We start from the raw sequence: 25,404 nt of genomic DNA, 5'->3' as shown, positions 1-25,404 counted from the left end.
CCCTCCCCATGAGCCAACGCCCTTTCCAACAAGTCGACGTCTTCACCGAAACCGCCGGGTACGGCAACCCGCTGGCCGTGGTGCTGGACGGGCGCGGCCTCGACGACGAGGCCATGCAGCGCTTTGCGCGCTGGACCAACCTGTCCGAGACCACTTTTGTGCTGCTGCCCAGCGAGGCCGCCCGCGCTCAGGGCGCGGACTACCAAGTCCGCATCTTCACGCCCGGCGGCGAACTGCCTTTTGCCGGCCACCCCACGCTGGGCAGCTGCCACGCCTGGCTGCGCCAAGGCGGCCAGCCGCAGCGCGCCGATGAAGTGGTGCAAGAGTGCCGCGTCGGCCTGGTGCGCATCCGCCGTGACGGCAGCGGCGCGCAGCAGCGCCTGGCCTTTGCCGCGCCGCCGCTGACGCGCAGCGACCCCAGCCCGGCCGTGCTGTCGCAAGTGGCGCGGGCCCTGGGCCTCAAGCCGCAGCAGGTGCTGGCGGCCCAGGTGCTGGACAACGGCCCGGTCTGGATGGGCCTGCTGCTGGACCACCCGCAAACCGTGCTGGCCCTGCAACCCAACCACCTGGAGCTCAAAGCCCTGGGTCAAAAAGTGGGCGTGGTGGCCATCGAACACCCTGAGGTGCGCACCGGCCTGATCGTGCGCTCCAACCGCGAGGCACGCGCCTTTGGTCAAAACCAGCGCATGGCCCCGCCCGTGCAAGACGCCACGGCGCCCAGCCTGGAGGTGCGCGCCTTTGCCGCCCCCATCGGCGTGCCGGAAGACCCGGTCACCGGCAGCCTCAACGCCAGCCTGGCCCAGTGGCTGATCGCCGACGGCCATGCGCCGCGCGAGTACATCGCCGCCCAAGGCACTTGCCTGGACCGCGCCGGGCGCGTGCACATCCGCTGCGACGACAGCCAGCAAGTGTGGGTGGGCGGTGCCAGCGTGACCTGCATCGAAGGCACGGTGGACCTGTGAGCGCCGCCACCCTCGACCACCTGGTGGTGCTGGCCGCCACCCTGGACGAGGGTGTGGCCTGGTGCGAAGCCACGCTGGGCCTGACGCCCGGACCGGGTGGCGCCCACCCGCTGATGGGCACGCACAACCGCCTGCTGCGCCTGGACCGCCCCAACGGCCCGCCCAGCTACCTGGAAATCCTGGCCATCGATCCCTCGCAAACCCCGCAACGCCAGCCCCCCTTGAAGCGCTGGTTCGACCTGGACCAGCCTGAACTGCAAGCCCAGTTGCGCCAGCAGGGCCCCAGCCTGCAGCACTGGGTGGCGCGCTGCCCCGATGTGCAGGCTGCCTGCCGGGCCTGGCAAACGCAGGGCCTGGCGCGTGGCCCGGTGTTGGCCGCCTCGCGCCAAACCGCCAGCGGCCTGCTGTCCTGGCAGATCACCGTGCGCGACGATGGCCAGCGCCTGCTCGGCGGCACCCTGCCCACCTTGATCCAGTGGGGTGCGCAGCACCCGGTCGACCAGTTGCCCGCCTCGGGCCTGCAGTTGCTGGACTTCAGCCTGTCCCTGCCCGAGCCCGCCCCGCTCAGTGCGGCCCTGCAAGCCTTGGCGCTGGAGGTGCCGGTGCAGCGCGGCCCGGCCCAATTGCACGCCCGCTTGCTCAGCCCCCGCGGCCCAGTGAGCCTGAGCACCCCCGTCTGACCACCGCCCCACCGAAAGCCCGCCATGCCCTTGAATGCCTTGCCCACGCTGTCCGACATCGAAGCCGCGGCCCAGGTCGTGTACCGGGCCTTCCCGCCCACACCGCAGTACCGCTGGGGACTGTTGAGCGAGCGCCTGGGCGCCGACTGCTGGCTCAAGCACGAAAACCACACCCCGGTGGGTGCCTTCAAGATCCGTGGCGGCCTGACCTACTTCGAGCAACTGGCCAAGCGAGGCGAACTGCCGCGCGAGGTGATCAGCGCCACCCGAGGCAACCATGGCCAGAGCATTGGCTGGGCCGCGCGCCAGCATGGCGTGACCTGCACCATCGTCGTGCCCCTGGGCAACTCGGTGGAGAAAAACGCCGCCATGCGCGCCCTGGGCGTGCAGCTGATCGAACACGGTGACGACTTCCAGGCCGCGCGTGAACACGCCATCGGCCTGGCCGCCACGCGAGACGCCCACATGGTGCCCAGCTTCCACCCCGACTTGCTGCGCGGCGTCAGCACCTACTGGTGGGAGTTCCTGCGCGCCGTGCCCACACTGGACGTGGTCTATGTGCCCATCGGCCAGGGCTCGGGCGCCTGCTCGGCCATTGCCGCCAAACAGGCCCTGGGCCACCGCGCCCGCATCGTGGGCGTGGTCAGCGCCCACGCCACCACCTATGCCGACTCGCTGGCCGCCGGCCGGGTGGTCGAAGCCCCGGTCAGCACGCGGCTGGCCGACGGCATGGCCTGCCGCGTGGCCGACGCAGCCGCCTTGCCAGTACTGGCCAAAGGCCTGGACCACCTGGTGCAAGTCAGTGACGACGAAGTGGCGCGCGCCATGCACCACCTCTACACCGACACCCACAACCTGGCCGAAGGCGCCGGCGCGGCCGCCCTGGCCGCGGCCCTGCAAGAGCGCGATTCACTGCGCGGCCTGACCGTGGGCCTGGCCCTGTCGGGGGGCAATGTGGACGCCGCGATGATGGCCGAAGTCCTGAGCACGGCGGCCATCGCCGCTTAAAAGGGGGCTAACGCCAGCGATCCCGGTCACCCGGGTGACGCCGCGGGGCCAAACGGTCGCCCGGGCGACTGTGCGGCCTGGGGGGCCCGGCCAGAATCCGCCCCATGGGAACCCTCTACCTTGTGCGCCATGGCCAGGCCTCGTTTGGAGCCGACGACTACGACCGATTGAGCGAGCTTGGGCACAAGCAAAGCGTGCGCCTGGGGGAATACTTCCGGCTCAAGGGCATTGAGTTCAACGCCGTGCTGACCGGCACCCTGCGGCGCCACCAGGAAACCTTGGCCGGCATGGCCAAGGGCCTGGACTGGCAAGCCCAACCGCTGCTCTGGCCCGGCCTCAACGAGTACGACAGCGAAGCCGTGATCCAGGCCATCCACCCCATGCCCCTGGCCAAGCCGGACACGCCCGAGCTGTACCGCCACCACTTTCGCCTGCTGCGCGACGGCCTGACACAGTGGATGGCGGGCGTGGTCAGCCCGCGCGGCATGCCCAGCTACAACGACTTTGTGCACGGCGTGAGCAGCGCTTTGGAACATGTGCGGCAGAACTTCGACGGCAACGTGCTGCTGGTTTCCAGCGGCGGTCCCATCTCCACCGCCGTGGGCCACATCCTGGGCACCAGCCCCGAAGCCACCATCGAGTTGAACCTGCGCATCCGCAACAGCTCCGTGAGCGAGTTCCACTTCACCCCCAAGCGCCACAGCCTGGTCACCTACAACACCTTGCCGCACCTGGACGCGCCCGAGTACGCCGACTGGATCACCCACGCCTGAGGCGCCAGCCCCCAGTGGGCGGCCTCAGGGTATGTCCGAGTCCGACAAACGGGTTTTCACGGGGGTTGAGTCACGCCCCCGCTGCCGATACTGCCTGTATGAGCGCCCTGAAACAGGCCTTGACGCCCTTCCCTGCTGCCGCCCCCCAGACCGCCCCGGTACGGGGTGGCGTGCTGCTGCGCAGCCCGGACGGCCAAGCCCTGCAGTCCATGCACTGGGCCAGCATGCGTCAGCTGCAACAGCACGGTCTGGCCAGCCTGGTCGACGTGGCCCTGCTGCCCGAGCACGGCGGCCTGCCGGGCCCGGCCTTGCACTTCAGCCTGCGCCCGGCACTGGCCGAGCACTGGGTGCCTGATCACGACACACGCCAACTGTGTGACACCCTGGGCCTGGACACCCGCCATGCCGACGACTTGGCGCGCGAGATCCTGGTGGCCATGCTGGCCAGCCCCCAGGCCTTGGCGTTTCCCAGCCATGAAGAATGGGCCGCCGCCATCCGCGTGCGGCAAAACACCGTGTGGGCGGCCCGGGACACCCGGCTCAACCCCGACCCCAACGCGCCAAGGTGTCCGGCTGAAGACTGGCTGCAGGACCCGCCGCAGGGCCTGCGCTTGCGGCCAGGCCGCTCGCTGATCGCCGCCCTGCAAACCACCTTGCAGCCGGACCGGCAGCACCCTGGCCACCACTTGAGCAGCTACCGCGCCTCGGAATGGGTGCTGTTGCTGGGCTTGGCGCAGGAACTGCAACGCCACCACCCGGCCCTGTACAGCCGGCTGCAGCAGCGCTTTGAGCGCCGCGTGATGCGCAACTGCGAAGTGCACCAGGGCCTGATGCACCAGCTGGGCCAGCCCGAGGCCGCCTTGCCCAGGCACTTTGCCGTGCCGGGCGACCGCCTGTGGTTCGGTCACACCTCGGCCACGCAACGCTTGCTGCCTGACGAACAAGGCACCTGGTCGATTTACCTGGGCCAAGGCCGCTTCCAGCATTTCCTGCCTGCGGTGCATTCACCCTCAGCGCCCGCCCTGGCTGGCGATGTGGCACCGATGCGTGAATTTGCGCGCTGGGTGTGCCCGGGCAGCAGCGACATCGAGCTGCCCCTGGCCTGAGGCCGTCGCGGGCAGACCTCAGGGCAACATGCCGTAGATCCGCAACAGGCCCGCGCCCAGGTCCGAGGGCGCATCGGGTCGAACCGCGCGCTGGCGGTTCACCTCCGCCACCAGGGACGGCCCGGCAGACCCGGCGAGCGCGGGGCCTGCCCAATGGGTGTCGTCTCCCGCCATCTGAATCTCACGCAAGACGGGGTCGTCCTGGGTGCGCACCAGGATGCGATCGCGCTCCACCCCTTCCGCGTGCAGGATGTACTTGGCTGGCTTGGCGTCCACCAGGAAGCGCCCCTGGTAATCGCTGGTGCAAGAGTCCAGGCCCGCAGCGGCCAGCAGCGATGGCAGGAAGTCCACCTGCTGCCAGCGCCCCGGGATGCGGCCCTTGGGCACACCGGCCCCGCCAACCAAGATGGCGGGGATGCGGCTCATGGCCTCCTTGCCCCACTGGGCCACCTCTTGCGGGCGGGTGAAGGTCATGCTGCGGTGGTCGCCCGTGATCAACAAAATGCCTTGGTCAAAGAAATGCCTTTGTTCCAAAGCACGCACAAAGTCACCGATTTGCTGGTCGGCGTAACGAAAAGCCTTTTCCTCGCCACCCTCGGCCTGGCCCGGAATCACAAAAGGCGGGTGGGTGGTGGTGGTTTGAATGACCGAGAAAAATCGGCTGTGGGCCGGCTGTTCGTCCAACCAGGACAGGTAACGGCGGTACAGCGCGGCGTCCCCCGGCTCATTGAAAGAGCCTCGCGGCATCCCGTCGTAAAACGGGTTTTCTGGCCCCTCCACACTGTCAAAACCCAGGGTTTTCAGCCATTCGCCGGTGCCGATGAATTCCAAATCAGCGGAGCGGAAATACCGGGCCTGAATATGCGCGGCCGCCAGCTTCTGGAATGCATCCTGGCTGGCATGTTCAAAGCCCATGTAGGCTTGAGCGCTCTGATAACGGTTGATATTGGGCAAGGGAAAATGCCCAGTCAACAAGGAAATCAATCCGCCATCGGTGGTAAAGCCATTGGCATAAAACTGATCGAAATAGGCGTACTGGGCCGCAATGCGGTCCAACTCTGGCAAGTAATCGTGAATGCCCGACTGGGCCTGACTCTGGTAGAGCGACAGTGACTCGACCACCAGCAAAATCACGGGCCGAAATTGCCCGTCACCGGGCCGACATTGCTGTTCGGGTTCAGGGGCGGCCTGCAATTGGGCTTGGTAAGCCGGGCTGAAGGCGCGGTTCTCCCCCTCCGGCAACATGGCCGCCAGCACACTCTCGAACACATTCTTGGAGATGTGGGCCGGGGGGGTGGACAGTTTCTCCGCAGACACCAGCACCGGCAGCAACATGCACAAGCCCAACACCGCTTTGCGGCCCCGGCCACGGGACAGCAAGAGCGTGGAAAAAAGCAGCTCGCTCAACACCAGCAGCACCAGCCAGGCCAAACCCGTCAGGGTGTAAATGGCGGGCATGACCACGCTTTCATTGAGTCGGACCTGGCCCCCGTATTTGAAAATATCGGCCACATCCAGCCGGTGCTTCAACACGGTGTAAATCAGAATATCAATGGCATACAGGGCGATGAGCAATTGCCCGGCCAAACTGCAGGCCCAGCGCAAACAGCCCCGGCTCCAACGCCCCAAAAGCGCACAGGTTAAAACCAGCCCCAGCACCTCCAAATCATTCGCCAAAGTCGACAGGGTGACGCACTGATAACCACAGCCCTCTGTTTGACGGAAGGCGCCATAGATCTGCCAGCCACGCAGCAACGCCAGCCCCAACAGGGCCAGACACAAACTCACCAGCAAACCGAGCACATGCTGAGCCGAGAACTGACGAAGGAACGATTCGTCCCGATGATTCATTTATCCCCCTGCGGCGCCGTTGCGGAGGCAAGGGCTGCTCTTCTATTTTCTAAGTCCGTCGTCAAGCTGAATAGCCCAATTTATTATTTTTACCGGACTTTAATGTGACCAATTGTTTTTTTCATCCCCTGAACGGGGGATGGGACAGCGGGCAGGCGCAGGCCTCCCCGCCCACGGTCACGGGGGGCAGGGACGCGTACGAAAGGCCTTAAGGGGCTGGGGAGGGGGACGGGCTCGGGTGCCAGTGCACGGGCTGTTCTGCCGCGCTGGCGCGGGCCCGCAGCTGGCCGCAGCCGCCGTCCACGTCCTGGCCGGCGGACTGGCGCAGCTTGGTCAGCACGCCCTGGCGGTGCAGCTGACGGGCGATCTCGGCAGCGCGCTCCCAGCTGGGGCGGCGGTAGGGCAGATCGGGCACGCTGTTGTAGGGGATCATGTTGAGCACGCCGTACTTGCCCTTCAACAGGCGCACGATGCCGGCCAACTCGTCCTCGGTGTCGTTGATGCCTTCGAGCAAGGTCCACTGGTACTGCACCGGGTAGCCGGTCAAGCGGGCGTAGTGCTCGCCAGCCTCCACCAGGGCTTCGGGTGTGAAGCGCGGTGCGCGCGGCAGCAGTTGCTCGCGCAGGTCGGCACGGCTGGTGTGCAAGGACAAGGCCAGCGCGGGTTTGACCCGGCCTTGGGGCAGGCGCTCAAAGGCGCGCGGGTCGCCCACGGTGGAGAACACCAGGTTCTTGTGGCCGATGTTGCCCTCGGTGCCCAGCAGCTCGATGGCTTCCAGCACGTTGTCCAGGTTGTGCGCGGGCTCGCCCATGCCCATGAACACCACTTTTTTGACCGGACGCAGGCGCCGCGCCAGCGCCACCTGGGCCACGATCTCGGCGCTGCCCAATTGACGCAACAGGCCCTCGCGCCCCGTCATGCAAAACACGCAGCCCACGGCGCAACCCAGCTGCGTGGACACACACAGCCCGTCGCGCGGCAGCAGCACGCTTTCGACCGACTGGCCATCGGCCAGGGTGACCAACAGGCGGGCCGAGCCGTCCTCGCCCGGGTGCTGCGACTGCAGCCGGGCCAGGCCCTCCAGCTCGGCGCTGAGGGCTGGCAGGGCCTCGCGCAAGGCGGTGGGCATGAAGTCCTCCAGCCGGCGCCGGCCCTGGTCCTGCGGCAAGGCCTGGGCCCACAGGCGCAGCACGCGCTGCTCGTGGGCGGGTCGTGCGCCAAGGGCGCGCAGGCGGTCGCGGAGGGTCTGGATGCGCATGGGCGGCTTCAAGGTCGGGGAATCAAAACGGCCCCGAGCTTAACGCCTGCGCCCCCAGCCCCTGCGGACTCAGTAGGTCTTGTAGGGCAGGAACTTGCCCGACAGCACGACATTGACGCGGTCCCCCTTGGGATCGGCCTGGCGCTGGATGTCCATGCTGAAGTCGATGGCGCTCATGATGCCGTCGCCAAATTCCTCGTGGATCAGCTCCTTGATGGTGCTGCCGTACACGCTGACGATTTCGTACCAGCGGTAGATCAGCGGGTCGGTGGGCACGGGCGTGGGCAGCGAGCCCTTGTAGGGCACGACTTGCAGCCACTTTTGCTCTTCCACGGTCAGGCCGAAGATCTTGCCCAGCAGCTTGGCCTGCTCGGGGCTGGCCGTCATCTGGCCCAGGCACAGCGCCGTGGTCCATTCCTTGGACTGGCCGAGCTTCTTGGCCACGGCCTCCCACTTGATGCCCTTGAGCACTTTGGTGGAGATGATTTTTTCAGTGACGTCATTGCGGTTCATGGTGACTCCTTGGGTGTGTTGAAAACAAGGCCGGGTTGAAAACAGGGCGCAGGCCGCCCCGCCCTGGGTCCAGGGGACCCTGGGTGCCTGTCGGGGTGTCTGCGGGAAAGGGGCTCAGTGCGCCTTGGCGCGGCTGACCAGAAAGTCCACGATGTGGTTGCGCAGCGCGTAGTAGCCGTCCAGGTGGTGCAGGCTGGCCCGGGTGCGCTCGCGCGGCAGCGGGTTGACCACCACCTCGGCCATGCCGCCAGGGCGGTAGCCCTCCGCGGTTTCGCTGCCGTTGCTCATGAGCAGGATGCGGTCGGCCAGCAAAATGGCCTCATCCACGTCGTGGGTGATCATGAACACGGTCTGCTGCGTCTGGCGCACGATGGCCATCAGCTCGTCCTGGATGGTGCCGCGGGTGAGCGCGTCCAAGGCCCCGAAGGGCTCGTCCAGCAAGAGCATCTTGGGCTGGATGCTGAAGGCCCGGGCAATGCCCACGCGCTGCTTCATGCCGCCCGACAACTGCGAGGGCTTTTTGTCGATGGCCGGGCTCAGGCCCACCAGGGCGACGAACTTTTCGACATGCTCATTGACCTGGGCCGCGCGCCAATCGGGCCAGCGCGACTTGACGGCAAACGCGATGTTCTGCTGCACGGTCAACCAGGGCATGAGGGCATGGCTTTGAAACACGACACCGCGCTCCAGGCTGGGCCCGACGACCTCGCGCCCTTCCATGAACACATGGCCTGCGCTGGCCTGGTCCAGGCCCGCCAGCACGTTCAGGATGGTGGTCTTGCCACAGCCGGAGTGACCGATGATGCAGACAAATTCGCCTCGGTCGAGCGTGAAGGACACCTCGCTGAACACGGGCTTGCTGGGCAGGTAGGCCTTGCCCAAACCTTGCACCTGGAGCAGTTCATTCTTCATGGCAGGTCCCTGGGTCTTGACGGGGTCGGCGGCGCGCGGGCTCAGTTCACTCCACATAGGTCACCGCCTTTTGCAAACGGGCGAAGGCCACATCCAGCAGCATGCCCACCACGCCGATGACGCCGATGGCAAAGATCACATGGCTCAGCGACAGGTTGTTCCACTCGTTCCAGACGAAGTACCCAATGCCGGTGCCGCCGACCAGCATCTCGGCCGCCACGATGACCAGCCAGGCAATGCCCATGCTGATGCGCATGCCCGTCAAGATGGTGGGGGCGGCGGCTGGCAGGATCACCAGCAGCGCGCGGCGCAGCGGGTTGACCTCCAGCGTGGCCGACACATTGAGCCACTCGCGCTTGACCGAGGCCACGCCAAAGGCCGTGTTGACCAGCATGGGCCAGACCGAGCAGATGAAGATCACAAAGATGCCGGAGATCGACGAGTCCTTGATGGTGTAGAGCGCCAGCGGCATCCAGGCCAGGGGGCTGATGGGCTTGAGCACCTGGATGAAGGGGTCCAGCGCCCGGTACAGGAGCGGCGACATGCCGATCGCAAAGCCCAGCGGAATGGCCACCAGGCAGGCCAGGCCAAAGCCCAGGGCCACCCGGCCCAGCGAATGCGCCAGTTGAATGGCGATGCCTTTGTCGTTGGGCCCGTTGTCGTAGAACGGGTTGCTCAACAACTTCCAGGCCGTGCTGGCGGTCTGCCAGGGCGTGGGGAAGCCCCCGGTCTTGCCACTGGCTTCGGCACCTGCGTCGGCGCTGGTGGCCGCTGTGGGGTCCTTGCCCATCATCTTGAGGTACTCGATCTGCTCGGGGCTCAAGGCCTTGACCGCCGCCGCGCTGGGCGGCTTGGCGTCGGGCAAGGTGGCGGCGCGCCAGGCGCCCACCAGGACGACAAAGATCAGCAGCGACAGCATGGCCGCGCGAAATCCCAGGGTCTTCCAGGGGCTCATATCAGGCCGCCTTGCTGATGGCAAAGCTCTTGGCATAGGCCGAGGCCTTGGCCGCGTCAAACTCTTTGCCCATGATGGTGAACTTGGGGTACGCGCCGTCGGGCACCTTCTGGTCCAAGGCCTTCATTTGCTTTTTGGCCTCGGTCAACAGGAAGACCTTCTCGGCGATCTGCTTGTAGTCGACCTCGCCCTTGATGTAGCCCCAGCGCTGCATCTGGGTCAGCATCCACACGGCCATGCTCTGCCAGGGCATGGGGTCGAAGTCGGCGCGGTCCGGCACGGTGCGGATGTTGCCCAGACCGTCGGCAAACTTGCCGGTCAGCACCTGCTGCAACACCACCTCGGGCTGGTTCAGGTAAGCCTGGGGCGCGATCACCTTGGCGATCAGCTCGCGGTTCTTGGGGTCGCGCGCCATGGCGGCCGAGGTCAGCACCGCGCGGTACAGGGCCGCGAAGGTGTTCGGGTTCTTCTGGATGAACTCGGTGCTGGTGCCAAAGGCGCAGCAGGGGTGGCCGTTCCACAGGTCTTTGGTGAGCAGGTGGATGAAGCCCACCTCCTCGAACACGGCGCGCTGGTTGAACGGGTCCGGACCCAGGAAGCCGTCGAGGTTGCCCGCCCGCAGGTTGGCCACCATCTCGGCCGGCGGCACGACGCGGATCTGCACGTCGGTGTCGGGGTTGAGGCCCGCCTCGGCCAGGTAGTAGCGCAACAGGAAGTTGTGCATGCTGTACTCAAAGGGCACGGCAAACTTGAAGCCCTTCCAGTTCTTGGGGTCGCGGTTGTCCTTGTGCTTGAGGCTCAGGGTGATGGCCTGGCCGTTGACGTTTTGGATGGTGGCCACGTTCATGGGCGTGGCGTTGGCGCCCAGGCCCATGGAAATGGCCAAGGGCATGGGGCTCAAAAAGTGCGTGGCGTCGTACTCCTTGTTGATCATCTTGTCGCGGATCAGGGCCCAACCCGCCGTCTTGGTGACTTCCACATTCAGGCCTTGCTGTTTGTAGAAGCCCAGCGGGTGGGCCATGATCAAAGGCGTGGCGCAGGTGATCGGGATGAATCCGATCTTCAGGTCTTTCTTCTCGAGGTTGCCGCCGCCCTTGCCTGCTTCCTGGGCCATGGCTTGCAGGCTGGCCACGGGCAGCACGCTGCTGATGGCGGCCATGGCCGTGTCCTTGCCCACGGCGCGCAGAAAGCGCCGGCGCAGCGCGTCCTGCGGGAACAGGGCTTTGACCAGCGTGGCTTCGATGAACTCGTTGCTGTAGGCCTCGAACTCGCTCGTCAGGCTGCGCTGGCGCAAGGTGGCGGCGGCGGCCTCGGCACTCAGTTCGGCCTGGTGGTCGGCAGCGCTGTGGTCACGGCCACAGCTGCACTTGAGCATCAAGGGGCGGTCGGCATCGTAGGGCGAAAAGAACTCGGACATGGCACACCTTTGTAGAGTGGATGCGGGTCCCTCGCAAAGCGCGGGCCAGTTTCAGGGCCAGTCCCCCCATGCCCCTCAATTCGCGGCGCCCGCATCGACACGCTGTAGGGCGGCCCCTACAAATGCGGCTTGCCGCCAGCGCGATCGACAGGCGTGCTCACTCCAGAGGATGGCCCCGGGCCAGCAAAGCCAACTCCACGTCGTTGCGCGCACCGGTTTTTTCCAGCACCCGCGTCCGGTAGGTGCTGACGGTGTTCACCGCCAACTTGAGCTGCGCACCAATCTGGGTCACGCTGTGCCCGCTGCTGAGCAGGCGAAACACCTGGTGCTCGCGGTGCGACAGGCTGTCGATGCCGGCCTGCCCCAGCAAGGTGCCTGCTGCCGCTTTGGGCCCAGGTGCGCTCGGCCCCAAGGCCTGGGCCAGGGCTTCGGCCGTGGCCGGGCTCACATAGCGCCCGCCAGCGGCCACCTTGCGCACCGCCGCCACCATGTCGTCGGGGTCCGCGCTTTTGTTCAGGTAGCCCGAGGCGCCGAGCTTGAGGCAGCGCACCGCGTACTGGCGCTCCGGGTAGGTGCTGAGCATCAGCACCGGCAGGCTGGGCCAGCGCTGGCGCAGGCACTGCAGCAACTCCAGGCCGTCCTGGCCCGGCATGGCGATGTCGAGCACCACCACGTCCAGCGCTGGCTCGGGCCCTTGGGACGCCAGCAGTTGCAGCAACTCCGCGCCGCCCGTGGCCTCGGCCTGGACCCGGATTTCGGGCTGGCCGTTGGCCGGGTCGGAAAACACCTGTTTGAGGCCCTCGCGCACGATGCGGTGGTCATCGGCCAGCAGCACGCGCAGGGGTGGCGGCGTCGTGTTCATGCCGCCTCCAGGGGAATCTGCAGCTGAAAACACGTGCCGCGCCCAGGCGCGCTGTCGATGTGCAAGGTGCCGCCCAGGTGGCGCGCCCGCTCGCGCATGCCCATCACGCCGTAGGCGGTGGGTGCCTCAAAAGCCTGGGCCGGCGCCCCCCGGCCGTTGTCCTGCACACGCAGGTGCAGGCTTTGTTCGCGGCATTCGATCCGCACCGCCAGGGCGCTGGCCTGGGCGTGGCGACCGACGTTGCTGAGCATCTCCTGGAAGATGCGGAACACCGCCATGGCGGCGGGCTCGGGCAGGGCCCAGGTCTCGGGCACATGCATGCACCAATCCAGGGCCAGCTCGGCAGACTGGCTGAATTCATGCGCCTGCCACTCCAGCGCCGCCCACAGGCCCTGGTGGTCCAGGATGCTGGGGCGCAGGTCGGTGATGATGCGGCCCACGTTGTCGACGGCGGTTTCGATCAGCCGGCTCATGTTCTGGCACTTGCACCGCAGGGTCTGGCGCATGGCTTCGGCGGCCTCGGGCGGGCGCTCAGCCTGCTCGCCCAGGCGCTTGTGCAACCAGTTGACGTCCATTTTCAGGGCCACCAGCAGGCTGCCCAGTTCGTCATGCACCTCGCGTGCGATGCGGGTGCGCTCGTCCTCCCGCACTTTCTCGGAGTAGGCCGCCAGCTCGCGCAACTGGCCCAGGGCCTCGCTCAAGGCCTGGGTGCGGGCCTGCACGCGCAGCTCCAGCTCGTCGTTGGTGCGCTCCAGCGCGCGGTAGGCCTGCTGCAGCCGGTCGGCCGCCTGCTTGCGGCTGCTGATGTCGACAAAGGTGATCACCGCCCCCCGCACCAAGGCGCCGTCCAGGATGGGGTGGCTGGAATACTCGACCGGGAAGGCCGTGCCATCGCGGCGCCAAAACACCTCGGTGTCGATGCGGCAGGGCAGGCCTTGGCGGAAGGCGTTGAAGATGGGGCAGTCGTCATCCAGGTAGGGGCGACCGTCGGCGTGGCTGTGGTGGGTCAGCGCGTGCATGTTGCGGCCCATGACCTCGGCGGGCTCAAAGCCCAGGGCGGCAGCGCCCGCGCGGTTGATGAAGACGCAGTCCCCCGCCAAGTCGATGCCGAAGATGCCCTCGCCGGTGGAGTCCAGAAGCAGGCTCAGGCGCTGCTGCCACAGCGCATCGGTGCCGGCAGGGATGTTGAAACGGGAGGCGAGCATGAGACCGTCAAGCAACGGTCATGCCCAACAGCGGACGCCGCCCTGGCGTCCGCCCCCGCTGGGGCTCACAAGCCCAGCGCGCTCAGGCCGGGGTGGTCGTCCGGGCGGCGGCCCAGCGGCCAGTGGAACAGGCGCTGTTCGGCCTGGATGGGCTGGTCATTGATGCTGGCGAAGCGGCGCTGCATCAGGCCCTGGGCGTTGAACTCCCAGTTCTCATTGCCATGGCTGCGGAACCAATGGCCCGAGTCGTCATGCCACTCGTAGACAAAACGCACCGCGATGCGGTGTTCGGTGAAGGCCCACAGCTCCTTGATCAGGCGGTAGTCCAGCTCGCGTGCCCATTTGCGCTCCAGGAACTCGCGCACCTGTTCGCGCCCGACCGGGAACTCGGCGCGGTTGCGCCAGCGCGTGTCCTCGGTGTAGACCTGGGCCACGCGGGCTGGGTCACGGGAGTTCCAGGCGTCTTCGGCCATGCGCACTTTTTGCACAGCGCTGTCCTGGGTGAAGGGAGGGAGAGGCGGCTTGGTTTCCATGGGGCGTCCTTGAGAAAAGATTCGGATGTAGACAAGTCTGTCTACCTGCAGATTAAAGCATGTAGACAGATCTGTCTACAATCCCCCCATGACCCTGGCCTCTTCTGCCGCCCCCACCTTGAACCCATCGCCCGACCTGAGCGCCCTGCCTGCGCGCGAGCGCATCCTGGAGGCCGCCCACAGTTTGTTCTACCGCGAAGGCCTGCGCGCCACCGGGGTGGACCGGGTGATTGCCACAGCCGGGGTCAGCAAGGTCACCTTCTACCGGCACTTCCCCTCCAAGGACGACTTGATTCGCGCTTTTTTGCAGTACCGGCATGAACGCTGGATGGCCTGGTTCCAGGCGGCGCTGGCACGCCACCAAGCCGAGCAAGCCGAGCCGGCACGCGAGCGGCAGCCGCTGCAACCGGTGGCCCTGGCCTTGAGCGAGTGGCTGCGCGACCCCGGCTTTCGGGGTTGCGCCTTCATCAACGCCGTGGCCGAACTGGGCGGCGGGCTGGCCGAAGCCCTGCCCATGGCCGCCGCCCACAAGCAGGACATGGTGGACGCCATCGCCGCGCTGCTGCCCGGCTGGCCCGAGGCCGAAGCCCAGTCGATGGCGGCGGCGGCTGGGCTGGCGGTCGACGGCGCCATCGTGCGGGCGCAGACCGGCGGCGCCGCGGTCGAAGCCGCTGTGCAGGCACTCACCCGGGTGCTGGCCGCGCTGGACGCCCTGCCCCCGCCCAAGCCGATGACGCCCTGACGCCACAGCCGCCGACAAAGCCCGGTTGCGGACCTTGCCAACCTTTACCAGGGCGCCAGGCCTGTCAGGCCTGAAGCGCTGAAAACGGCTTTTAAAGTGGCCCGGCCCCTTGCGGCCGCGGTCCGGACCTGGCTTCCGCGTGGCCTTGCAGGGGCCGCATCGTCCATCGGCCGATGTGTCTTCCATCTGCCTGGCCCCTCGGAGTACCGCCATGAACAAACGCCTTGCCCTGACCACCCTTGCCACCCTGGCCTGCAGCCCCTGGCTGCTGAGCGCCTGCTCCAGCACCAAGCTTGACAACCAATGGAGCGATCCGCGCTTCACCAGCCAACCTTTGCGTCATGTGCTGGTGTTCTCACGGAGCAAGGACATCGGTGTGGCCCGCTCGGTGGAGCAGGACATCGCCGCCCGCCTGAGCGGCGTCACGCGGGCCACGCCCGCCTATGAAATCTTCAACGACACCGACCTCACCACCTTGCCCAAGGCCACCATCCAGGCCACGCTGCAAAAACACCAGATCGATGGCCTGGTGATGACCGGCGTCAGCCGCACCACCTACACCGAAAAATACGTACCGCCCGAGTACGCGGGCGGCTTCTGGTCCGACGGCTGGGGTGGCGGCTGGAGCGACACCCTGGTCACCCCGGGCTACAACTACACCAGCACCAGCACCTATGTGCAAGGCGCGCTGTACGCCGTGGCCGACGGCCAACTGGTGTGGTCGGCCCAAACCAAGACCACCGACCCCAGCAGCCTCGAAGATGTGCGCAAAGACATCATCAAGCTGATCGTGGGCAACCTGATGAAGTCCCAGGTGCTGGGCCGATGAGCCCACCAGGCACAGGCTGCGCGCTCAGCGCTGGGGCATGTCCTTGGCGCCGTAGCCGAGGCTGACGGTGGCGTCCTCGGGAATCGGCGGCATGCTCTCGTTCCAGGCTTCCCAGGCGGCGCGCAGCTCGGCCAGGCGCTCAGGCTGGCGGCTGGCGTGGTTGGCACGCTCGCGCTCGTCGGCCGGGATGTTGAACAGGTAGTCGTGGCCGTCCACGCGCAGGTACTTCCAGTCGCCCTGGCGCGCGGCGCGCTGGCCCCGGTGGTTCATGCGCCAGAACATGGGGCGCTCAAACGCCGGCGCGCTGTCACGCAACACCGGAAGCAGCGACACGCCGTCGAGCGGGTAGTCCGGGTGCGCGGCCACGCCAGCGGCGTCCAGCATCGTGGCCGACCAGTCCATGGTCAGGCAATGCTGGTCGCTGACCCGGCCCGGGGCGATGGCGGCCGGCCAGTGGGCGATCCAGGGCACGCGGATGCCACCCTCGGTAAGGTCCATCTTGCCGCCCACCAAGGGCCAACTGTCGGAGAAGCGCTCCCCCCCGTTGTCGCTGGTGAACACCACCAGGGTGTTGTCGGCCAGGCCGTGCTGGCGCAGCGCCGCCATCACGCGGCCAATGCCTTCGTCCATGTGGTGGATCATGCGGCGGTAGGTATGGATGTTGCCGCCATGCAGGTGAAACAGGTTGTCCTTGACCTCCTGCGCCAGCGCTTCATCGTCACGGGTCTCCCAGGGCCAGTGCGGCGCGGTGTAGTGCAGGCTCAGGAAGAAGGGCTTGCCCTGGGCCGCGTCGGGGGCCATGCGGCCCACCCAGTCCACGGCGCGGTCGGACAGCAGGTCGGTCAGGTAGCCATCTTGGCGGTGCTCCTCCTCGCCAAACCACAGGTCGTGGGTGCCGCGCGAATCGCAGTGGGTGAAGTAGTCCACACCGCCCGACATGGGGCCGAAGAACTCGTCATAGCCCGAGCGCAGCGGTCCGAACACGGGCGGGTAACCCAAGTGCCACTTGCCAATCAAGGCGGTGTTGTAGCCACTGGCCTGGAGCAGCGAGGGCAGCGTGGGGTGATCGGTGGGCAGGCCCAGGGTGGTGCTGCCCCGGCTCTTGCTGTTGATGGGCTCTTCGGCCGCGCCGCGCAGGCGGTACTGGTAGCGCGCGGTGATCATGGCGAAGCGGGTGGGCGAACACACCGGCGAGTTCGAGTAGCCCTGGGTGAAGCGCAGGCCTTGCGCGGCCAGGCTGTCGAGCACCGGCGACACCGGTGCGCGGCCGCCGTAGCAACCCAGGTCGGCATAACCCAGGTCGTCGGCGACGATGAAGATGATGTTGGGGCGTTGAGAGGGGTTCATTCGACTTTCATTCCTGTGGCCTGGATGACGCGGCGGTAGCGCTCGGACGCCTGGTTGAGGCGCTGCACCATGGCCTCGCCACTGTCTTTCTCGGCCTGCAAGTCCAGGGCCTGCAGGCGGGTTTGGATCTCTGGGCGCGCCATGGCCTCGGCAAAGGCACGCTGCAGCGTCTGCACTACATTGTCGGGGGTGGCCGCAGGCACCAAGGCGATGTAGAGCACCTCTTGCTCCAGTTCCTTGAAGCCCAGCTCTGCCACCGTCGGCACCTCCGGCGCCAAGCGCGAGCGCTGCCGGCTGGTCACCGCCAGGGGCGTGATCTTGCCTGCCTTGACATGGGGCAGCATGCCCGGTGTGGCCAGCACGCCCGCGTCCACCTCACCGGCCAGCACTGCGGCCACCGCCGGGGTGTTGCCCTTGTAGGGGATGTGCTGGATGTGGGCCCCGGTGGCCTCGGACAAGACCTCCACCGCCAGGTGGCCCGGGCTGCCGCTGCCGCCCGAGCTGAAGTTGAGCGTCTGCTGCTTGGCCTTTTGCACCAGCTGCGCCATGCTGCGCAGGCCGGTGCCAGGGGAGGCGCCCGCCATCAAGCCCGAAGACGCCATCACCATCACCGGCTTGAAGTCGCTGAGCTTGAACGGCAGGTTCTTGTAAATGTGGGGGTTGACGGTGAAAGTCGAGTCGATGCCGATCAACACCGTGTGGCCATCGGCCGGGCTTTTGGCCACCTGGTCCGTGCCCAGGTTGCCGCCCGCTCCGGGGCGGTTGTCGACCACAAAAGGCTGTTTGAACACGCCCTGCAAGACCTCGCCCACCGAGCGCGCCAGGATGTCGGACGGCCCCCCGGGTGGAAAGGCATTGATCAGCTTGACCGGGCGCGCCGGGTAGGCCGGGGCCTGAGCCTGAGCCTGAGCCCCCCAGGGCGCCAACAAGGCCAGCGTGCCCAGTTGGCGGCGGTTCAAGAGGACGGAGGTGGGCAGCGATGGCGGGTGCATAGCGGATTTGGAAAAGGGCTGGGGAGCGGTGACGCAGACTGTAAAACCCAGCCCAATGATTGTTCTAATCAACCATCCTCCCAACAAACCCTGAGCCCGGCGCTACAGCGAACACCTCCATGCACTCGACCAGCCGCCTCGCCGCCCCCACGGCCATTGATGACCTGCTGCTGTTTCGCCTCAGCGTGTTGCTGGCCACCGGCGGAGCACCGGTGATTCGCTTGTGCGAAGGCCGGCATGGCATCACCCGGCGCGAGTGGCGTGTGCTGTCCTTGCTGGGGCGGCACGCCGACCTCAGCCCCTCCCAACTGGCCGAGCATGCCCACCTGGATCGGGCCCGGACCTCGCGCACCATCGGCACCTTGGTCGACAAGCAGCTGCTGCAACGCCTGCCGCGACCTGGCGACCGGCGCCAGGCGACCCTGCAACTGACGGACGCGGGCCAAGCCTTGGTGGCCGAAATCTTTCCCCGAGTGCGGGACATCAACCACCAGCTGCTGGCCGCGCTCAGCGCCGAACAGGTGAGCCTGCTCGACGGCCTGCTCGACGCCCTTCAAGCCCAGGCCGATGGCCTGCCCCCGGCGGCTGACCTGCCCAAGGCCGATCGCCACCGGGGCAAGGGCCGCCTGCCCCGCACCGACTGACCCCCGAGAAAACCCGGCCCCTGCCTTCGCAAAACGCGAAACCCTGCGCTGCCATCGGAAATGGACAGGGCCCGACCCTCGGCCGCACACTCCGCGGCCATGACACAGACCGAATTCCCCCCCGCCACCGGCCCCCTGGCTGGCCTCAAGGTGCTGGAGCTGGGCCAGCTGATTGCCGGCCCTTTTGCCGCCAAGACCCTGGCCGACTTCGGCGCCGATGTGGTGAAGATCGAACCCCTGGTCAGTGGCGACCCGCTGCGCAAATGGCGCCTGCTCAAAGACGGCACCTCGGTCTGGTGGCAAGTGCAGTCGCGCAACAAGCGCTCGCTGGCACTGGACCTGAAGGCGCCCGAGGCCCAGGCCATCGTGCGCCAACTGGCCACCGAAGCCGATGTGCTGATCGAAAACTTCCGCCCCGGCGCCATGGAAGGCTGGGGCCTGGGGCCCGACGAGCTGCTGGCCCTGAACCCGCGCCTGGTGATGCTGCGCATCAGCGGCTATGGCCAGACCGGCCCTTACCGCGACAAGCCCGGCTTTGGCGTGGTGGCCGAAGCCATGAGCGGGCTGCGCCACCTCACCGCCGAGCCCGGTCGCGTGCCGGTGCGCGTGGGCGTGTCGATCGGTGACACCCTGGCCTCGCTGCACGGCGTGATCGGCATCCTGATGGCGCTGCAAGAACGGCACAAGAGCGGTCAAGGCCAGGTGATTGACGTGGCCTTGTACGAGGCCGTGTTCAACTGCATGGAAAGCCTGCTGCCCGAGTACAGCGCCTTTGGTGCGGTGCGCGGCCCGGCCGGCAGTGCCTTGCCCGGCATCGCGCCCAGCAACGCCTACCGCTGCGCGGACGGCGGCTACGCGCTGATCGCGGGCAATGGCGACAGCATCTTCAAGCGCCTGATGCACGAGATGGGCCGCGACGACCTAGGGCAGGACCCAGCCCTGGCCGACAACGCCGGACGCGTGGCGCGCATCGCCGAAATCGACGCCGCCATCGGCGCCTGGGCCGCGCAGCTCAGCGTGGACCAGGTGCTGGCCGCCATGGACCGCGCCGCCGTGCCGGCCGGGCGCATCTACACCGTGGCCGACATCGCCGCCGACCCGCACTACCAGGCGCGCGGCATGATCGAACAGGTGCAAATGCCCGACGGCAGCGCGCTGGCCGTGCCCGGCATCATTCCCAAGCTCTCGCGCACGCCGGGCAGCCATCGCCGCAACGCCCCGCTGGGCGTGGGCCAGGACAGCGACGATGTGCTGCGCGAAATCGGCCTCAGCGCCGAGCAAATCCAGGCCTTGAAAGACCGCGGCATCGTGGGCCAGGCCGCCGCTCAAAAGGACCCCGCATGACCCGCATCCACTTCAACGAAGTCGCCACCCGCGACGGCTTCCAGATCGAGCCCAACTTCATCCCCACCGACACCAAGGTGGCCCTGGTCGACGCGCTCAGCGCCTGCGGCTACGCCAAGATCGAGGTGACCTCGTTCACCTCGCCCAAGGCGATCCCGATGCTGCGCGACGCCGAAGAAGTGATGGGCCGCATCCAGCGGGTCCCTGGCGTGGAGTACACGGTGCTGGTGCCCAATTTGCGCGGCGCCGAGCGCGCGCTGGAATCCAAGGCCGACGAACTGAACCTGGTGATGTCGACCTCGGAAACCCACAACCTGGCCAACCTGCGCATGCCGCGCGAAAGCAGCTTCGAGGCGCTGGCCAACGTGATCCGCCACGTCAACGGCACCACGCCCATCAATGTGTCGCTGTCGACCTGCTTTGGCTGCCCCATGGAGGGCGATGTGCCGCTGGCCGAAGTACTGCGCTTTGCCGACCGCTTTGCCGACCTGGGCGTGCGCGGCCTGACGATTTGCGACACCACCGGCATGGCCCATCCGGCCCAGGTGCGGGCCGTGTGCGAGGCCTTGCAGGCCCGCTTCCCCGCGCTGCAACTGACCCTGCACTTCCACAACACGCGCGGCATGGGGCTGGCCAATGTGCTGGCCGCCGTGCAAAGCGGCATCACGCGCTTTGATGGCTCGCTCGGCGGTCTGGGTGGCTGCCCCTACGCGCCCGGCGCCAGCGGCAACATCAGCAGCGAAGACGCCATCCACATGCTGGACGCCATGGGCTACGACACGGGCATCGACCTGGTTCGCCTGCTGGCCGTGGCGCGCGAGCTGCCCGCCATCGTTGGCCATGAGGTGCCCGGCCAGGTCGCCAAAGCCGGCCGCATCCAGGACCTGCACCCGGCTATCACGCAATGAAGCCCCCACGCTCCCTCACTTCGTGTAGGTCGCTGCCCCCCGAGGGGGCCCCGGCCGCCTTGGGAGCGGCCCGGCGGCAGCCGGACTTGAAGCCCCCACGCTCGCGCACTGCGTGTCGGCCCCAGCCCCCCGAGGCGGCCGGCCGTTCTGAGTTTGTTTGACAGCACTGGAGAGCTTCCATGATCGACCACCTGGACCACCTGGTTCTGACCACCCACGACGAAGTCGCTTGCGTGGACTTCTACACCCGCGTGCTGGGCATGCAGCTGGAGAGCTTCATCGGCGGCACGCCGCCGGTGGAACGCAAGGCCTTCAAGTTTGGCCACCAGAAGATCAACCTGCATGTGCGTGGGCGTGAGTTCGAGCCCAAGGCCCACCTGCCCGTGCCCGGCGCGCTGGACCTGTGCTTCATCGCCAGCATCCCGCTGACCGAGGTGATCAGCCGCCTGCAAGCGGCCGCCTGGCCCATCATCGAAGGGCCGGTGATGCGCACCGGCGCCACGCAAAAGATCCGCTCGGTCTACGTGCGCGACCCGGACCTGAACCTGATCGAGATATCCGAACTGGCCTGAGCCCCACGCGGGCCCCTGACCGACAACAACAACGGAGACAACGCCATGCAACGACGCCACCTTTTGAGCCAGATCGCCGCGCTGAGCGCCGGGACCAGCCTGCTCACCCCCACCTGGGCCCAAGGCAAATACCCGCAGCGCCCCATCACCCTGGTCGTGCCCACGGCGCCCGGCGGCACCACCGATTTCACCGCGCGCCTGATCACCGAGCCGCTGAGCCGCGCGCTGGGCCAATCGGTGATCGTGGACAACAAGCCCGGCGCCTCGGGCAACATCGGCAACCAGATCGTGGCCCGCGCCAAACCGGACGGCTACACCTTGCTGGTGTCCTACAGCGGCTACCACGTCGGCAACCCCCACCTGTTCAAGCAGGCCGGCTGGGACCCAATCAAGGACTTCACCCCCGTGGCCATGATGACGCGCGCGCCCCAGGTGATCGCCATCAACCCGAAGCTGCCGGTGAACAACCTCAAGGAGCTGATCGCCTACGCCAAGGCCAACCCGGGCAAACTGAACTACGCGTCCTCGGGCAATGGATCGATCCAGCACATCGCGGGCGAGCTGTTCAAGCAACTCACCGGCACCTTCATCACCCACATCCCCTACCGCGGCTCGGGCCCGGCGGTGCAGGACCTGATGGCCGGCCAGGTGGACATCTTCATCACCACCCCGGCCGGCGTGGTGAGCCAGATCCAGGGCGGCCGACTCAAAGGCGTGGGCGTGACCAGCAAGAAGCGCCTGAGCTCCCTGCCCGACGTGCCCACCACCACCGAAGCGGGCCTCACGGGCTATGAGCTGGATTCGTGGTTTGCCCTCTACGCCCCGGCCAACACCCCGGCCGACGTGGTGCAAACCCTGAACACCGAGATCAACCGCATCCTGGCCTCGGGCGAAGCGCGCAAGAAAGCCGAAGACTCCGGCACCGATGTCGAGCAGATGAGCCCCAAGCAGCTGGCCGACTTCACCCAGTCTGAGTTGAAACGTTGGGGGCAGATCATCCAGACAGCGCACATCACATTGGAGTGAGGCCTGCCAAAACAAAGGCCCCGTCGCGGGCGCGCACGGGGCCGTGGTGAGGGCTGAAAGGGCTGGAAGGGCTGGAAGAGGCGCCAGCCCCCCAGGCGATCAGCTCAGCGACTGGATCAGGTCGATGTAGAGCTGCTTGGCCTCGTCGGTGCTCTTGCCCTTGAGCTTGTCCCAGGCGTCCCACTTGAAGCGGCCCACCTGGTCGGTGAAGCCGGGCTTCTTCTCGGTGTTGTCGCCTTGGGTGGCCTGCTTGTACAGCGCGTAGATCTTCAACAGCGTGGGGTTGTCCGGGCGCTCGCTGAGGTTTTTGGAGTTGGCCACGGCGGCTTCGAACAGGGTGTTCAGGTCAGACATCTTGCTTGTTTCCTTGGGTTTTGATCGGGACCGTCCCCGGCTGGCAGCGGCCAGTCTGGGTGACATCGGCTGGACAACGGCCGGCAAACACCGCCATCGTCACGCCAATGTCGCTCATATTAAGCGGCGAAACCATCGGATGACGGGAGTTCAATCCCAACCCGAGCCAGACTGTCAGCTAGTGTCCAATCTGGCAGCGCCAGTTCTGCCCGGGCGGCCAGCCTGCCTCAGGCCAAGCCGTCCACCGCCTGGAACAAGGCCTGCCGGGCCTGGGCGATGACCAGCTCTTTCCAGGCGTCGGTGTCGGTGTAGAAGGCGGCCAAGACCTGCTGGCGAATGGCCTCGGCCTGCTCGGCAGGGGCCTCGGGGTGCAGGTTCAGCCAGTGCTCGGCGCGCAGGGCCTGCAACACGGCCAGCGGGGGCTCGGTCCCGTATTCGAGGGCGATGCCGGTGAACTCGGCCTGGGGGCATTCCTGGTAAGCACTGTCCCACATCAATCCCGTGAGAAAGACCGAGCTGGACGAGCCGTCGTAGATCGAAGTCACCGGCGTGGCGCCACCGCCGTCCCACCAGGCGCGGGCCCGGGCCACGGTGGCCGGGTCGTTGCGGCCGGCAAAAATGCGCTCGCCCACGCCCGACGGGCCCAGGCCAGTGTGCAAATCGATCCAGCCCAGGCGCTGCGCCCGCGTGGCGTGCTCACGCAGCACGCTGCGCAGGGTCTGTTGGCTCCAGGTCGGCGCCTGGCCGCCAAAGAACAGGCCGCCGGGAAATTCATGCTGGCCGCGCGCCACCGCCGACCGGAAGGCGTCGTCCCCGCGCTCGGCGATGAAGTGGGCAATGGCCGCCTGATTGGCGGCGTCGGGCGGCCACCGCTCGGGCAGCAAGAGCGGCGCCAGTTCACGGTATTCGGGGTTGTCGGGCAGGGGCTGGCTGAAGTCCTGGAAGTTGCGGTTCAAGTCCACGTTCTCGTGGGTGACCCGGCGCAGGTGCGAAAACCCATAGGGGTTGAGCGCGTGCACGTACAGCACGGCCACGCCCGCCGCGTGGGCGTGGGCGCGCCACTCGGCGTCTTGCAGTGCAAACAGCTGCACGCCCGAGCCGCAAAAACCCTCCAGGCCGTGGCATCCGCTGCTGACCAGGAGCAGGGCCTGCGCGTCGGCCGGGCCGTCGCGCACCACGTCCATGGCCAGGGCCTCGCCCTCGCGCCCTGGCAAGGGGTGGGGGTGGGATTGGACTGGCAGGCCCAAGGCCTGCGCCGCGGCCACAAAGCGCTGGCGCGCCTCACGGTAAGTGGCGGAAAACGCCTGAGGCGCGGCCGGCATGCTCAGCGCACCGAGGTCGGTTGGCGGAACCAGGCTTCGACCAGCTGCACCCAGTAGGAGCCACCCAGGGGAATCAGCTCGTCGTTGAAGTCGTAGCTCGGGTTGTGCAGCATGCACGGGCCGCCGCCGTGGCCCATTTCGCGGTGCGTGCCGTCGCCGTTGGCAATGAACAGGTAGGCGCCGGGCTTGGCCTGCAGCATGTAGGAGAAGTCTTCGGCGCCCATGGTGGGCTCTTGCGGCAGGGCGCGCTCGGCGCCGACCACCTGCACCATGACCTGGCGCGCCAGCTCGGCCTCAGCCGGGTGGTTGATGGTGGGCGGGTAGTTGCGCACAAATTCAAAGTCGCAGTCGGCGTCGAAGGCCGCGCACAGGTTGCGGGCGATGTCTTCCATGCGCTTTTCGATCAGGTCCAGCAGCTCCAGGGTGAAGGTGCGCACCGTGCCCTGCAGCTCGACGCTGTCGGGGATCACGTTGGTGGCTTCACCGGCGTGGATCATGGTGACCGAGATCACGCCGGCCTCGACCGGCTTCTTGTTGCGCGTGATGATGGTCTGGAAGGCCTGCACCATCTGGCAAGCCACCAGCACCGGGTCGATGCCGGTGTGCGGCAGGGCCGCGTGGCCGCCCTTGCCGCGCACCGTGATCTTGAACTCGTTGCTCGAAGCCATGACCGGCCCCGTGCTGACCGCCATGGTGCCCACGGGCATACCGGGCCAGTTGTGCATGCCATAGACCACGTCCATGGGGAATTTTTCGAACAGGCCGTCGGCGATCATCTCGCGCGCGCCGCCGCCGCCTTCTTCGGCGGGTTGGAAGATCACGTAGACCGTGCCATCGAAATGGCGGTGCTGCGCCAGGTGTTGCGCGGCGGCCAACAGCATGGCCACATGGCCGTCGTGACCGCAGGCGTGCATCTTGCCGGCGTGGCGGCTGGCGTGCTCGAAGGTATTGAACTCTTGCATGGGCAGGGCGTCCATGTCGGCGCGCAGGCCGATGGCGCGCGGGCTGTCGCCGCCCTTGATGATGCCGACCACGCCCGTGGTGCCCAGGCCCCGGTGCACGGGGATGCCCCACTCGGTGAGCTTTTGCGCCACCAGGTCGGCGGTGCGCTGCTCTTCAAAACACAGTTCGGGGTGGGCGTGGATGTCGCGGCGAACTGCGGCGATGCCCGCCGCCTGGGCCAGGATCGAGTCGATGACTTGCATGGTGATGTAGTAAACGCTGAATGTTTCAGTCTAGCAATCCTGCAAGTTCTGCGCCATCAGGGCAAATCCTCCACAATGCCAACG

General features: G+C 67.1%; 26 protein-coding genes. 12 read left to right on the top strand and 14 right to left on the bottom strand.

All coding sequences use genetic code 11. The annotated features are described in order from the left end of the window. Positions 1–8 precede the first annotated feature (8 nt). The 5 genes from PSQ39_RS18030 to PSQ39_RS18010 all read left to right on the top strand — a co-directional run bounded on the left by PSQ39_RS18030 (position 9) and on the right by PSQ39_RS18010 (position 4,529). The gene (locus PSQ39_RS18030) at positions 9–962 is read left to right on the top strand and encodes a PhzF family phenazine biosynthesis protein (RefSeq protein ID WP_273928392.1); all 954 of its coding nucleotides are present in this window, start codon (positions 9–11) and stop codon (positions 960–962) included. Beyond that, the gene (locus tag PSQ39_RS18025) at positions 959–1,642 is read left to right on the top strand and encodes a VOC family protein (RefSeq protein ID WP_273928390.1); all 684 of its coding nucleotides are present in this window, start codon (positions 959–961) and stop codon (positions 1,640–1,642) included. The genes PSQ39_RS18030 and PSQ39_RS18025 overlap by 4 nt, the downstream gene beginning before the upstream one ends. A 24-nt stretch (positions 1,643–1,666) precedes the next feature. Then, positions 1,667–2,650, top strand: a complete 984-nt coding sequence (locus tag PSQ39_RS18020) for a threonine dehydratase (protein WP_273928388.1) — start codon at positions 1,667–1,669, stop codon at positions 2,648–2,650. Between the two features lie 104 nt (positions 2,651–2,754). Next, the gene (locus tag PSQ39_RS18015; RefSeq protein ID WP_273928386.1) at positions 2,755–3,423 is read left to right on the top strand and encodes a histidine phosphatase family protein; all 669 of its coding nucleotides are present in this window, start codon (positions 2,755–2,757) and stop codon (positions 3,421–3,423) included. Positions 3,424–3,521: 98 nt separating this feature from the next. Further along, positions 3,522–4,529, top strand: coding sequence for a hypothetical protein (locus PSQ39_RS18010; protein ID WP_273928384.1), 1,008 nt, complete (start codon positions 3,522–3,524; stop codon positions 4,527–4,529). Between the two features lie 18 nt (positions 4,530–4,547). On the opposite strand, the gene PSQ39_RS18005 is transcribed toward PSQ39_RS18010, so the two are convergent. The 9 genes from PSQ39_RS18005 to PSQ39_RS17965 all read right to left on the bottom strand — a co-directional run bounded on the left by PSQ39_RS18005 (position 4,548) and on the right by PSQ39_RS17965 (position 14,035). Then, entirely contained in the window at positions 4,548–6,104 is a 1,557-nt protein-coding gene (locus tag PSQ39_RS18005) for an LTA synthase family protein (RefSeq protein WP_273928383.1), read from the bottom strand. Positions 6,105–6,588: 484 nt separating this feature from the next. After that, positions 6,589–7,638 carry an RNA methyltransferase gene (locus PSQ39_RS18000; RefSeq protein ID WP_273928382.1) on the bottom strand — a complete coding sequence of 350 codons (1,050 nt, stop codon included), beginning with the start codon at positions 7,636–7,638 and terminating at the stop codon, positions 6,589–6,591. 69 nt (positions 7,639–7,707) lie between these two features. Continuing rightward, positions 7,708–8,151: a cyanase gene (gene cynS / locus PSQ39_RS17995; RefSeq protein WP_273928381.1), complete on the bottom strand. Its 444-nt coding sequence runs from the start codon at positions 8,149–8,151 to the stop codon at positions 7,708–7,710. Positions 8,152–8,265: 114 nt separating this feature from the next. Continuing rightward, positions 8,266–9,063: an ABC transporter ATP-binding protein gene (locus PSQ39_RS17990; RefSeq protein WP_273928380.1), complete on the bottom strand. Its 798-nt coding sequence runs from the start codon at positions 9,061–9,063 to the stop codon at positions 8,266–8,268. A 46-nt stretch (positions 9,064–9,109) separates the two neighbouring features. Continuing rightward, positions 9,110–10,018 carry a nitrate ABC transporter permease gene (ntrB, locus tag PSQ39_RS17985; protein WP_273928379.1) on the bottom strand — a complete coding sequence of 303 codons (909 nt, stop codon included), beginning with the start codon at positions 10,016–10,018 and terminating at the stop codon, positions 9,110–9,112. Between the two features lies 1 nt (position 10,019). Continuing rightward, positions 10,020–11,435, bottom strand: coding sequence for a CmpA/NrtA family ABC transporter substrate-binding protein (locus tag PSQ39_RS17980; RefSeq protein WP_273928377.1), 1,416 nt, complete (start codon positions 11,433–11,435; stop codon positions 10,020–10,022). Between the two features lie 157 nt (positions 11,436–11,592). Further along, positions 11,593–12,297 carry a response regulator transcription factor gene (locus PSQ39_RS17975; RefSeq protein ID WP_273928375.1) on the bottom strand — a complete coding sequence of 235 codons (705 nt, stop codon included), beginning with the start codon at positions 12,295–12,297 and terminating at the stop codon, positions 11,593–11,595. Then, positions 12,294–13,502 carry a sensor histidine kinase gene (locus PSQ39_RS17970; protein ID WP_273928373.1) on the bottom strand — a complete coding sequence of 403 codons (1,209 nt, stop codon included), beginning with the start codon at positions 13,500–13,502 and terminating at the stop codon, positions 12,294–12,296. Before PSQ39_RS17970 ends, PSQ39_RS17975 begins: the two co-directional genes overlap by 4 nt. Positions 13,503–13,567: 65 nt before the next feature. Continuing rightward, complete coding sequence (locus PSQ39_RS17965) at positions 13,568–14,035, bottom strand: nuclear transport factor 2 family protein (protein ID WP_273928371.1); 468 nt, start codon at positions 14,033–14,035, stop codon at positions 13,568–13,570. An 88-nt stretch (positions 14,036–14,123) separates the two neighbouring features. Between PSQ39_RS17965 and PSQ39_RS17960 the strand changes: the two genes are divergently transcribed. Together PSQ39_RS17960 and PSQ39_RS17955 are read left to right on the top strand one after the other, a co-directional pair. Continuing rightward, positions 14,124–14,777, top strand: a complete 654-nt coding sequence (locus PSQ39_RS17960; RefSeq protein WP_273928369.1) for a TetR/AcrR family transcriptional regulator — start codon at positions 14,124–14,126, stop codon at positions 14,775–14,777. A gap of 211 nt (positions 14,778–14,988) precedes the next feature. Next, positions 14,989–15,606 (top strand): hypothetical protein, encoded by a 618-nt coding sequence (locus tag PSQ39_RS17955; RefSeq protein ID WP_273928368.1) that lies wholly within the window; start codon positions 14,989–14,991, stop codon positions 15,604–15,606. 24 nt (positions 15,607–15,630) lie between these two features. Here the strand turns inward: PSQ39_RS17955 and PSQ39_RS17950 are convergent, their stop codons facing one another. Together PSQ39_RS17950 and PSQ39_RS17945 are read right to left on the bottom strand one after the other, a co-directional pair. Beyond that, entirely contained in the window at positions 15,631–16,953 is a 1,323-nt protein-coding gene (locus tag PSQ39_RS17950; protein ID WP_273928367.1) for a sulfatase family protein, read from the bottom strand. Next, entirely contained in the window at positions 16,950–17,945 is a 996-nt protein-coding gene (locus PSQ39_RS17945) for a tripartite tricarboxylate transporter substrate binding protein (RefSeq protein WP_273928364.1), read from the bottom strand. Before PSQ39_RS17945 ends, PSQ39_RS17950 begins: the two co-directional genes overlap by 4 nt. 119 nt (positions 17,946–18,064) lie before the next feature. Here PSQ39_RS17945 and PSQ39_RS17940 point away from each other — a divergent pair, with 119 nt between their 5' ends. The 5 genes from PSQ39_RS17940 (at position 18,065) to PSQ39_RS17920 (ending at position 22,439) form a co-directional block, all read left to right on the top strand. After that, entirely contained in the window at positions 18,065–18,589 is a 525-nt protein-coding gene (locus PSQ39_RS17940) for a MarR family winged helix-turn-helix transcriptional regulator (protein WP_273928362.1), read from the top strand. Between the two features lie 99 nt (positions 18,590–18,688). Then, on the top strand, positions 18,689–19,933 hold the full coding sequence (locus PSQ39_RS17935; RefSeq protein WP_273928360.1) for a CaiB/BaiF CoA transferase family protein: 1,245 nt from the start codon (positions 18,689–18,691) through the stop codon (positions 19,931–19,933). Then, on the top strand, positions 19,930–20,841 hold the full coding sequence (locus tag PSQ39_RS17930; RefSeq protein ID WP_273928358.1) for a hydroxymethylglutaryl-CoA lyase: 912 nt from the start codon (positions 19,930–19,932) through the stop codon (positions 20,839–20,841). Before PSQ39_RS17935 ends, PSQ39_RS17930 begins: the two co-directional genes overlap by 4 nt. Before the next feature lie 179 nt (positions 20,842–21,020). Next, entirely contained in the window at positions 21,021–21,413 is a 393-nt protein-coding gene (locus PSQ39_RS17925) for a VOC family protein (protein ID WP_273928356.1), read from the top strand. Positions 21,414–21,458: 45 nt separating this feature from the next. Then, a complete protein-coding gene (locus PSQ39_RS17920) occupies positions 21,459–22,439 on the top strand; it encodes a Bug family tripartite tricarboxylate transporter substrate binding protein (protein ID WP_273928355.1) in 981 nt (326 codons plus the stop codon). Between the two features lie 99 nt (positions 22,440–22,538). Here the strand turns inward: PSQ39_RS17920 and PSQ39_RS17915 are convergent, their stop codons facing one another. The 3 genes from PSQ39_RS17915 to PSQ39_RS17905 form a co-directional block, all read right to left on the bottom strand. Further along, a complete protein-coding gene (locus PSQ39_RS17915; RefSeq protein WP_273928353.1) occupies positions 22,539–22,793 on the bottom strand; it encodes an acyl-CoA-binding protein in 255 nt (84 codons plus the stop codon). A gap of 227 nt (positions 22,794–23,020) precedes the next feature. Then, the gene (locus PSQ39_RS17910; protein WP_273928350.1) at positions 23,021–24,115 is read right to left on the bottom strand and encodes a M14 family metallopeptidase; all 1,095 of its coding nucleotides are present in this window, start codon (positions 24,113–24,115) and stop codon (positions 23,021–23,023) included. A 2-nt stretch (positions 24,116–24,117) separates the two neighbouring features. Beyond that, a complete protein-coding gene (locus PSQ39_RS17905) occupies positions 24,118–25,320 on the bottom strand; it encodes a M20 aminoacylase family protein (protein WP_273928348.1) in 1,203 nt (400 codons plus the stop codon). Positions 25,321–25,404 lie beyond the last annotated feature (84 nt).

The organism is Curvibacter microcysteis, assembly GCF_028649455.1.
GTDB lineage: Bacteria > Pseudomonadota > Gammaproteobacteria > Burkholderiales > Burkholderiaceae_C > Curvibacter > Curvibacter microcysteis.
This window is presented reverse-complemented; position numbering and strand designations above follow the sequence as displayed.

What these genes read in the sequence shown, in the direction of transcription:
- PSQ39_RS17970 (WP_273928373.1), bottom strand. Translation starts at nt 13,502, where the DNA reads ATGCTCGCCTCCCGTTTCAACATCCCTGCCGGCACCGATGCGCTGTGG.
- PSQ39_RS18015 (WP_273928386.1), top strand. Translation starts at nt 2,755, where the DNA reads ATGGGAACCCTCTACCTTGTGCGCCATGGCCAGGCCTCGTTTGGAGCC.
- PSQ39_RS17920 (WP_273928355.1), top strand. Translation starts at nt 21,459, where the DNA reads ATGCAACGACGCCACCTTTTGAGCCAGATCGCCGCGCTGAGCGCCGGG.
- PSQ39_RS18010 (WP_273928384.1), top strand. Translation starts at nt 3,522, where the DNA reads ATGAGCGCCCTGAAACAGGCCTTGACGCCCTTCCCTGCTGCCGCCCCC.
- PSQ39_RS18020 (WP_273928388.1), top strand. Translation starts at nt 1,667, where the DNA reads ATGCCCTTGAATGCCTTGCCCACGCTGTCCGACATCGAAGCCGCGGCC.
- PSQ39_RS17980 (WP_273928377.1), bottom strand. Translation starts at nt 11,435, where the DNA reads ATGTCCGAGTTCTTTTCGCCCTACGATGCCGACCGCCCCTTGATGCTC.
- PSQ39_RS18030 (WP_273928392.1), top strand. Translation starts at nt 9, where the DNA reads ATGAGCCAACGCCCTTTCCAACAAGTCGACGTCTTCACCGAAACCGCC.
- PSQ39_RS17910 (WP_273928350.1), bottom strand. Translation starts at nt 24,115, where the DNA reads ATGCCGGCCGCGCCTCAGGCGTTTTCCGCCACTTACCGTGAGGCGCGC.
- PSQ39_RS17915 (WP_273928353.1), bottom strand. Translation starts at nt 22,793, where the DNA reads ATGTCTGACCTGAACACCCTGTTCGAAGCCGCCGTGGCCAACTCCAAA.
- PSQ39_RS17955 (WP_273928368.1), top strand. Translation starts at nt 14,989, where the DNA reads ATGAACAAACGCCTTGCCCTGACCACCCTTGCCACCCTGGCCTGCAGC.
- PSQ39_RS17940 (WP_273928362.1), top strand. Translation starts at nt 18,065, where the DNA reads ATGCACTCGACCAGCCGCCTCGCCGCCCCCACGGCCATTGATGACCTG.
- cynS (WP_273928381.1), bottom strand. Translation starts at nt 8,151, where the DNA reads ATGAACCGCAATGACGTCACTGAAAAAATCATCTCCACCAAAGTGCTC.
- PSQ39_RS17950 (WP_273928367.1), bottom strand. Translation starts at nt 16,953, where the DNA reads ATGAACCCCTCTCAACGCCCCAACATCATCTTCATCGTCGCCGACGAC.
- PSQ39_RS17925 (WP_273928356.1), top strand. Translation starts at nt 21,021, where the DNA reads ATGATCGACCACCTGGACCACCTGGTTCTGACCACCCACGACGAAGTC.
- PSQ39_RS17990 (WP_273928380.1), bottom strand. Translation starts at nt 9,063, where the DNA reads ATGAAGAATGAACTGCTCCAGGTGCAAGGTTTGGGCAAGGCCTACCTG.
- ntrB (WP_273928379.1), bottom strand. Translation starts at nt 10,018, where the DNA reads ATGAGCCCCTGGAAGACCCTGGGATTTCGCGCGGCCATGCTGTCGCTG.
- PSQ39_RS17935 (WP_273928360.1), top strand. Translation starts at nt 18,689, where the DNA reads ATGACACAGACCGAATTCCCCCCCGCCACCGGCCCCCTGGCTGGCCTC.
- PSQ39_RS17960 (WP_273928369.1), top strand. Translation starts at nt 14,124, where the DNA reads ATGACCCTGGCCTCTTCTGCCGCCCCCACCTTGAACCCATCGCCCGAC.
- PSQ39_RS17930 (WP_273928358.1), top strand. Translation starts at nt 19,930, where the DNA reads ATGACCCGCATCCACTTCAACGAAGTCGCCACCCGCGACGGCTTCCAG.
- PSQ39_RS17975 (WP_273928375.1), bottom strand. Translation starts at nt 12,297, where the DNA reads ATGAACACGACGCCGCCACCCCTGCGCGTGCTGCTGGCCGATGACCAC.
- PSQ39_RS17945 (WP_273928364.1), bottom strand. Translation starts at nt 17,945, where the DNA reads ATGCACCCGCCATCGCTGCCCACCTCCGTCCTCTTGAACCGCCGCCAA.
- PSQ39_RS18000 (WP_273928382.1), bottom strand. Translation starts at nt 7,638, where the DNA reads ATGCGCATCCAGACCCTCCGCGACCGCCTGCGCGCCCTTGGCGCACGA.
- PSQ39_RS17905 (WP_273928348.1), bottom strand. Translation starts at nt 25,320, where the DNA reads ATGCAAGTCATCGACTCGATCCTGGCCCAGGCGGCGGGCATCGCCGCA.
- PSQ39_RS17965 (WP_273928371.1), bottom strand. Translation starts at nt 14,035, where the DNA reads ATGGAAACCAAGCCGCCTCTCCCTCCCTTCACCCAGGACAGCGCTGTG.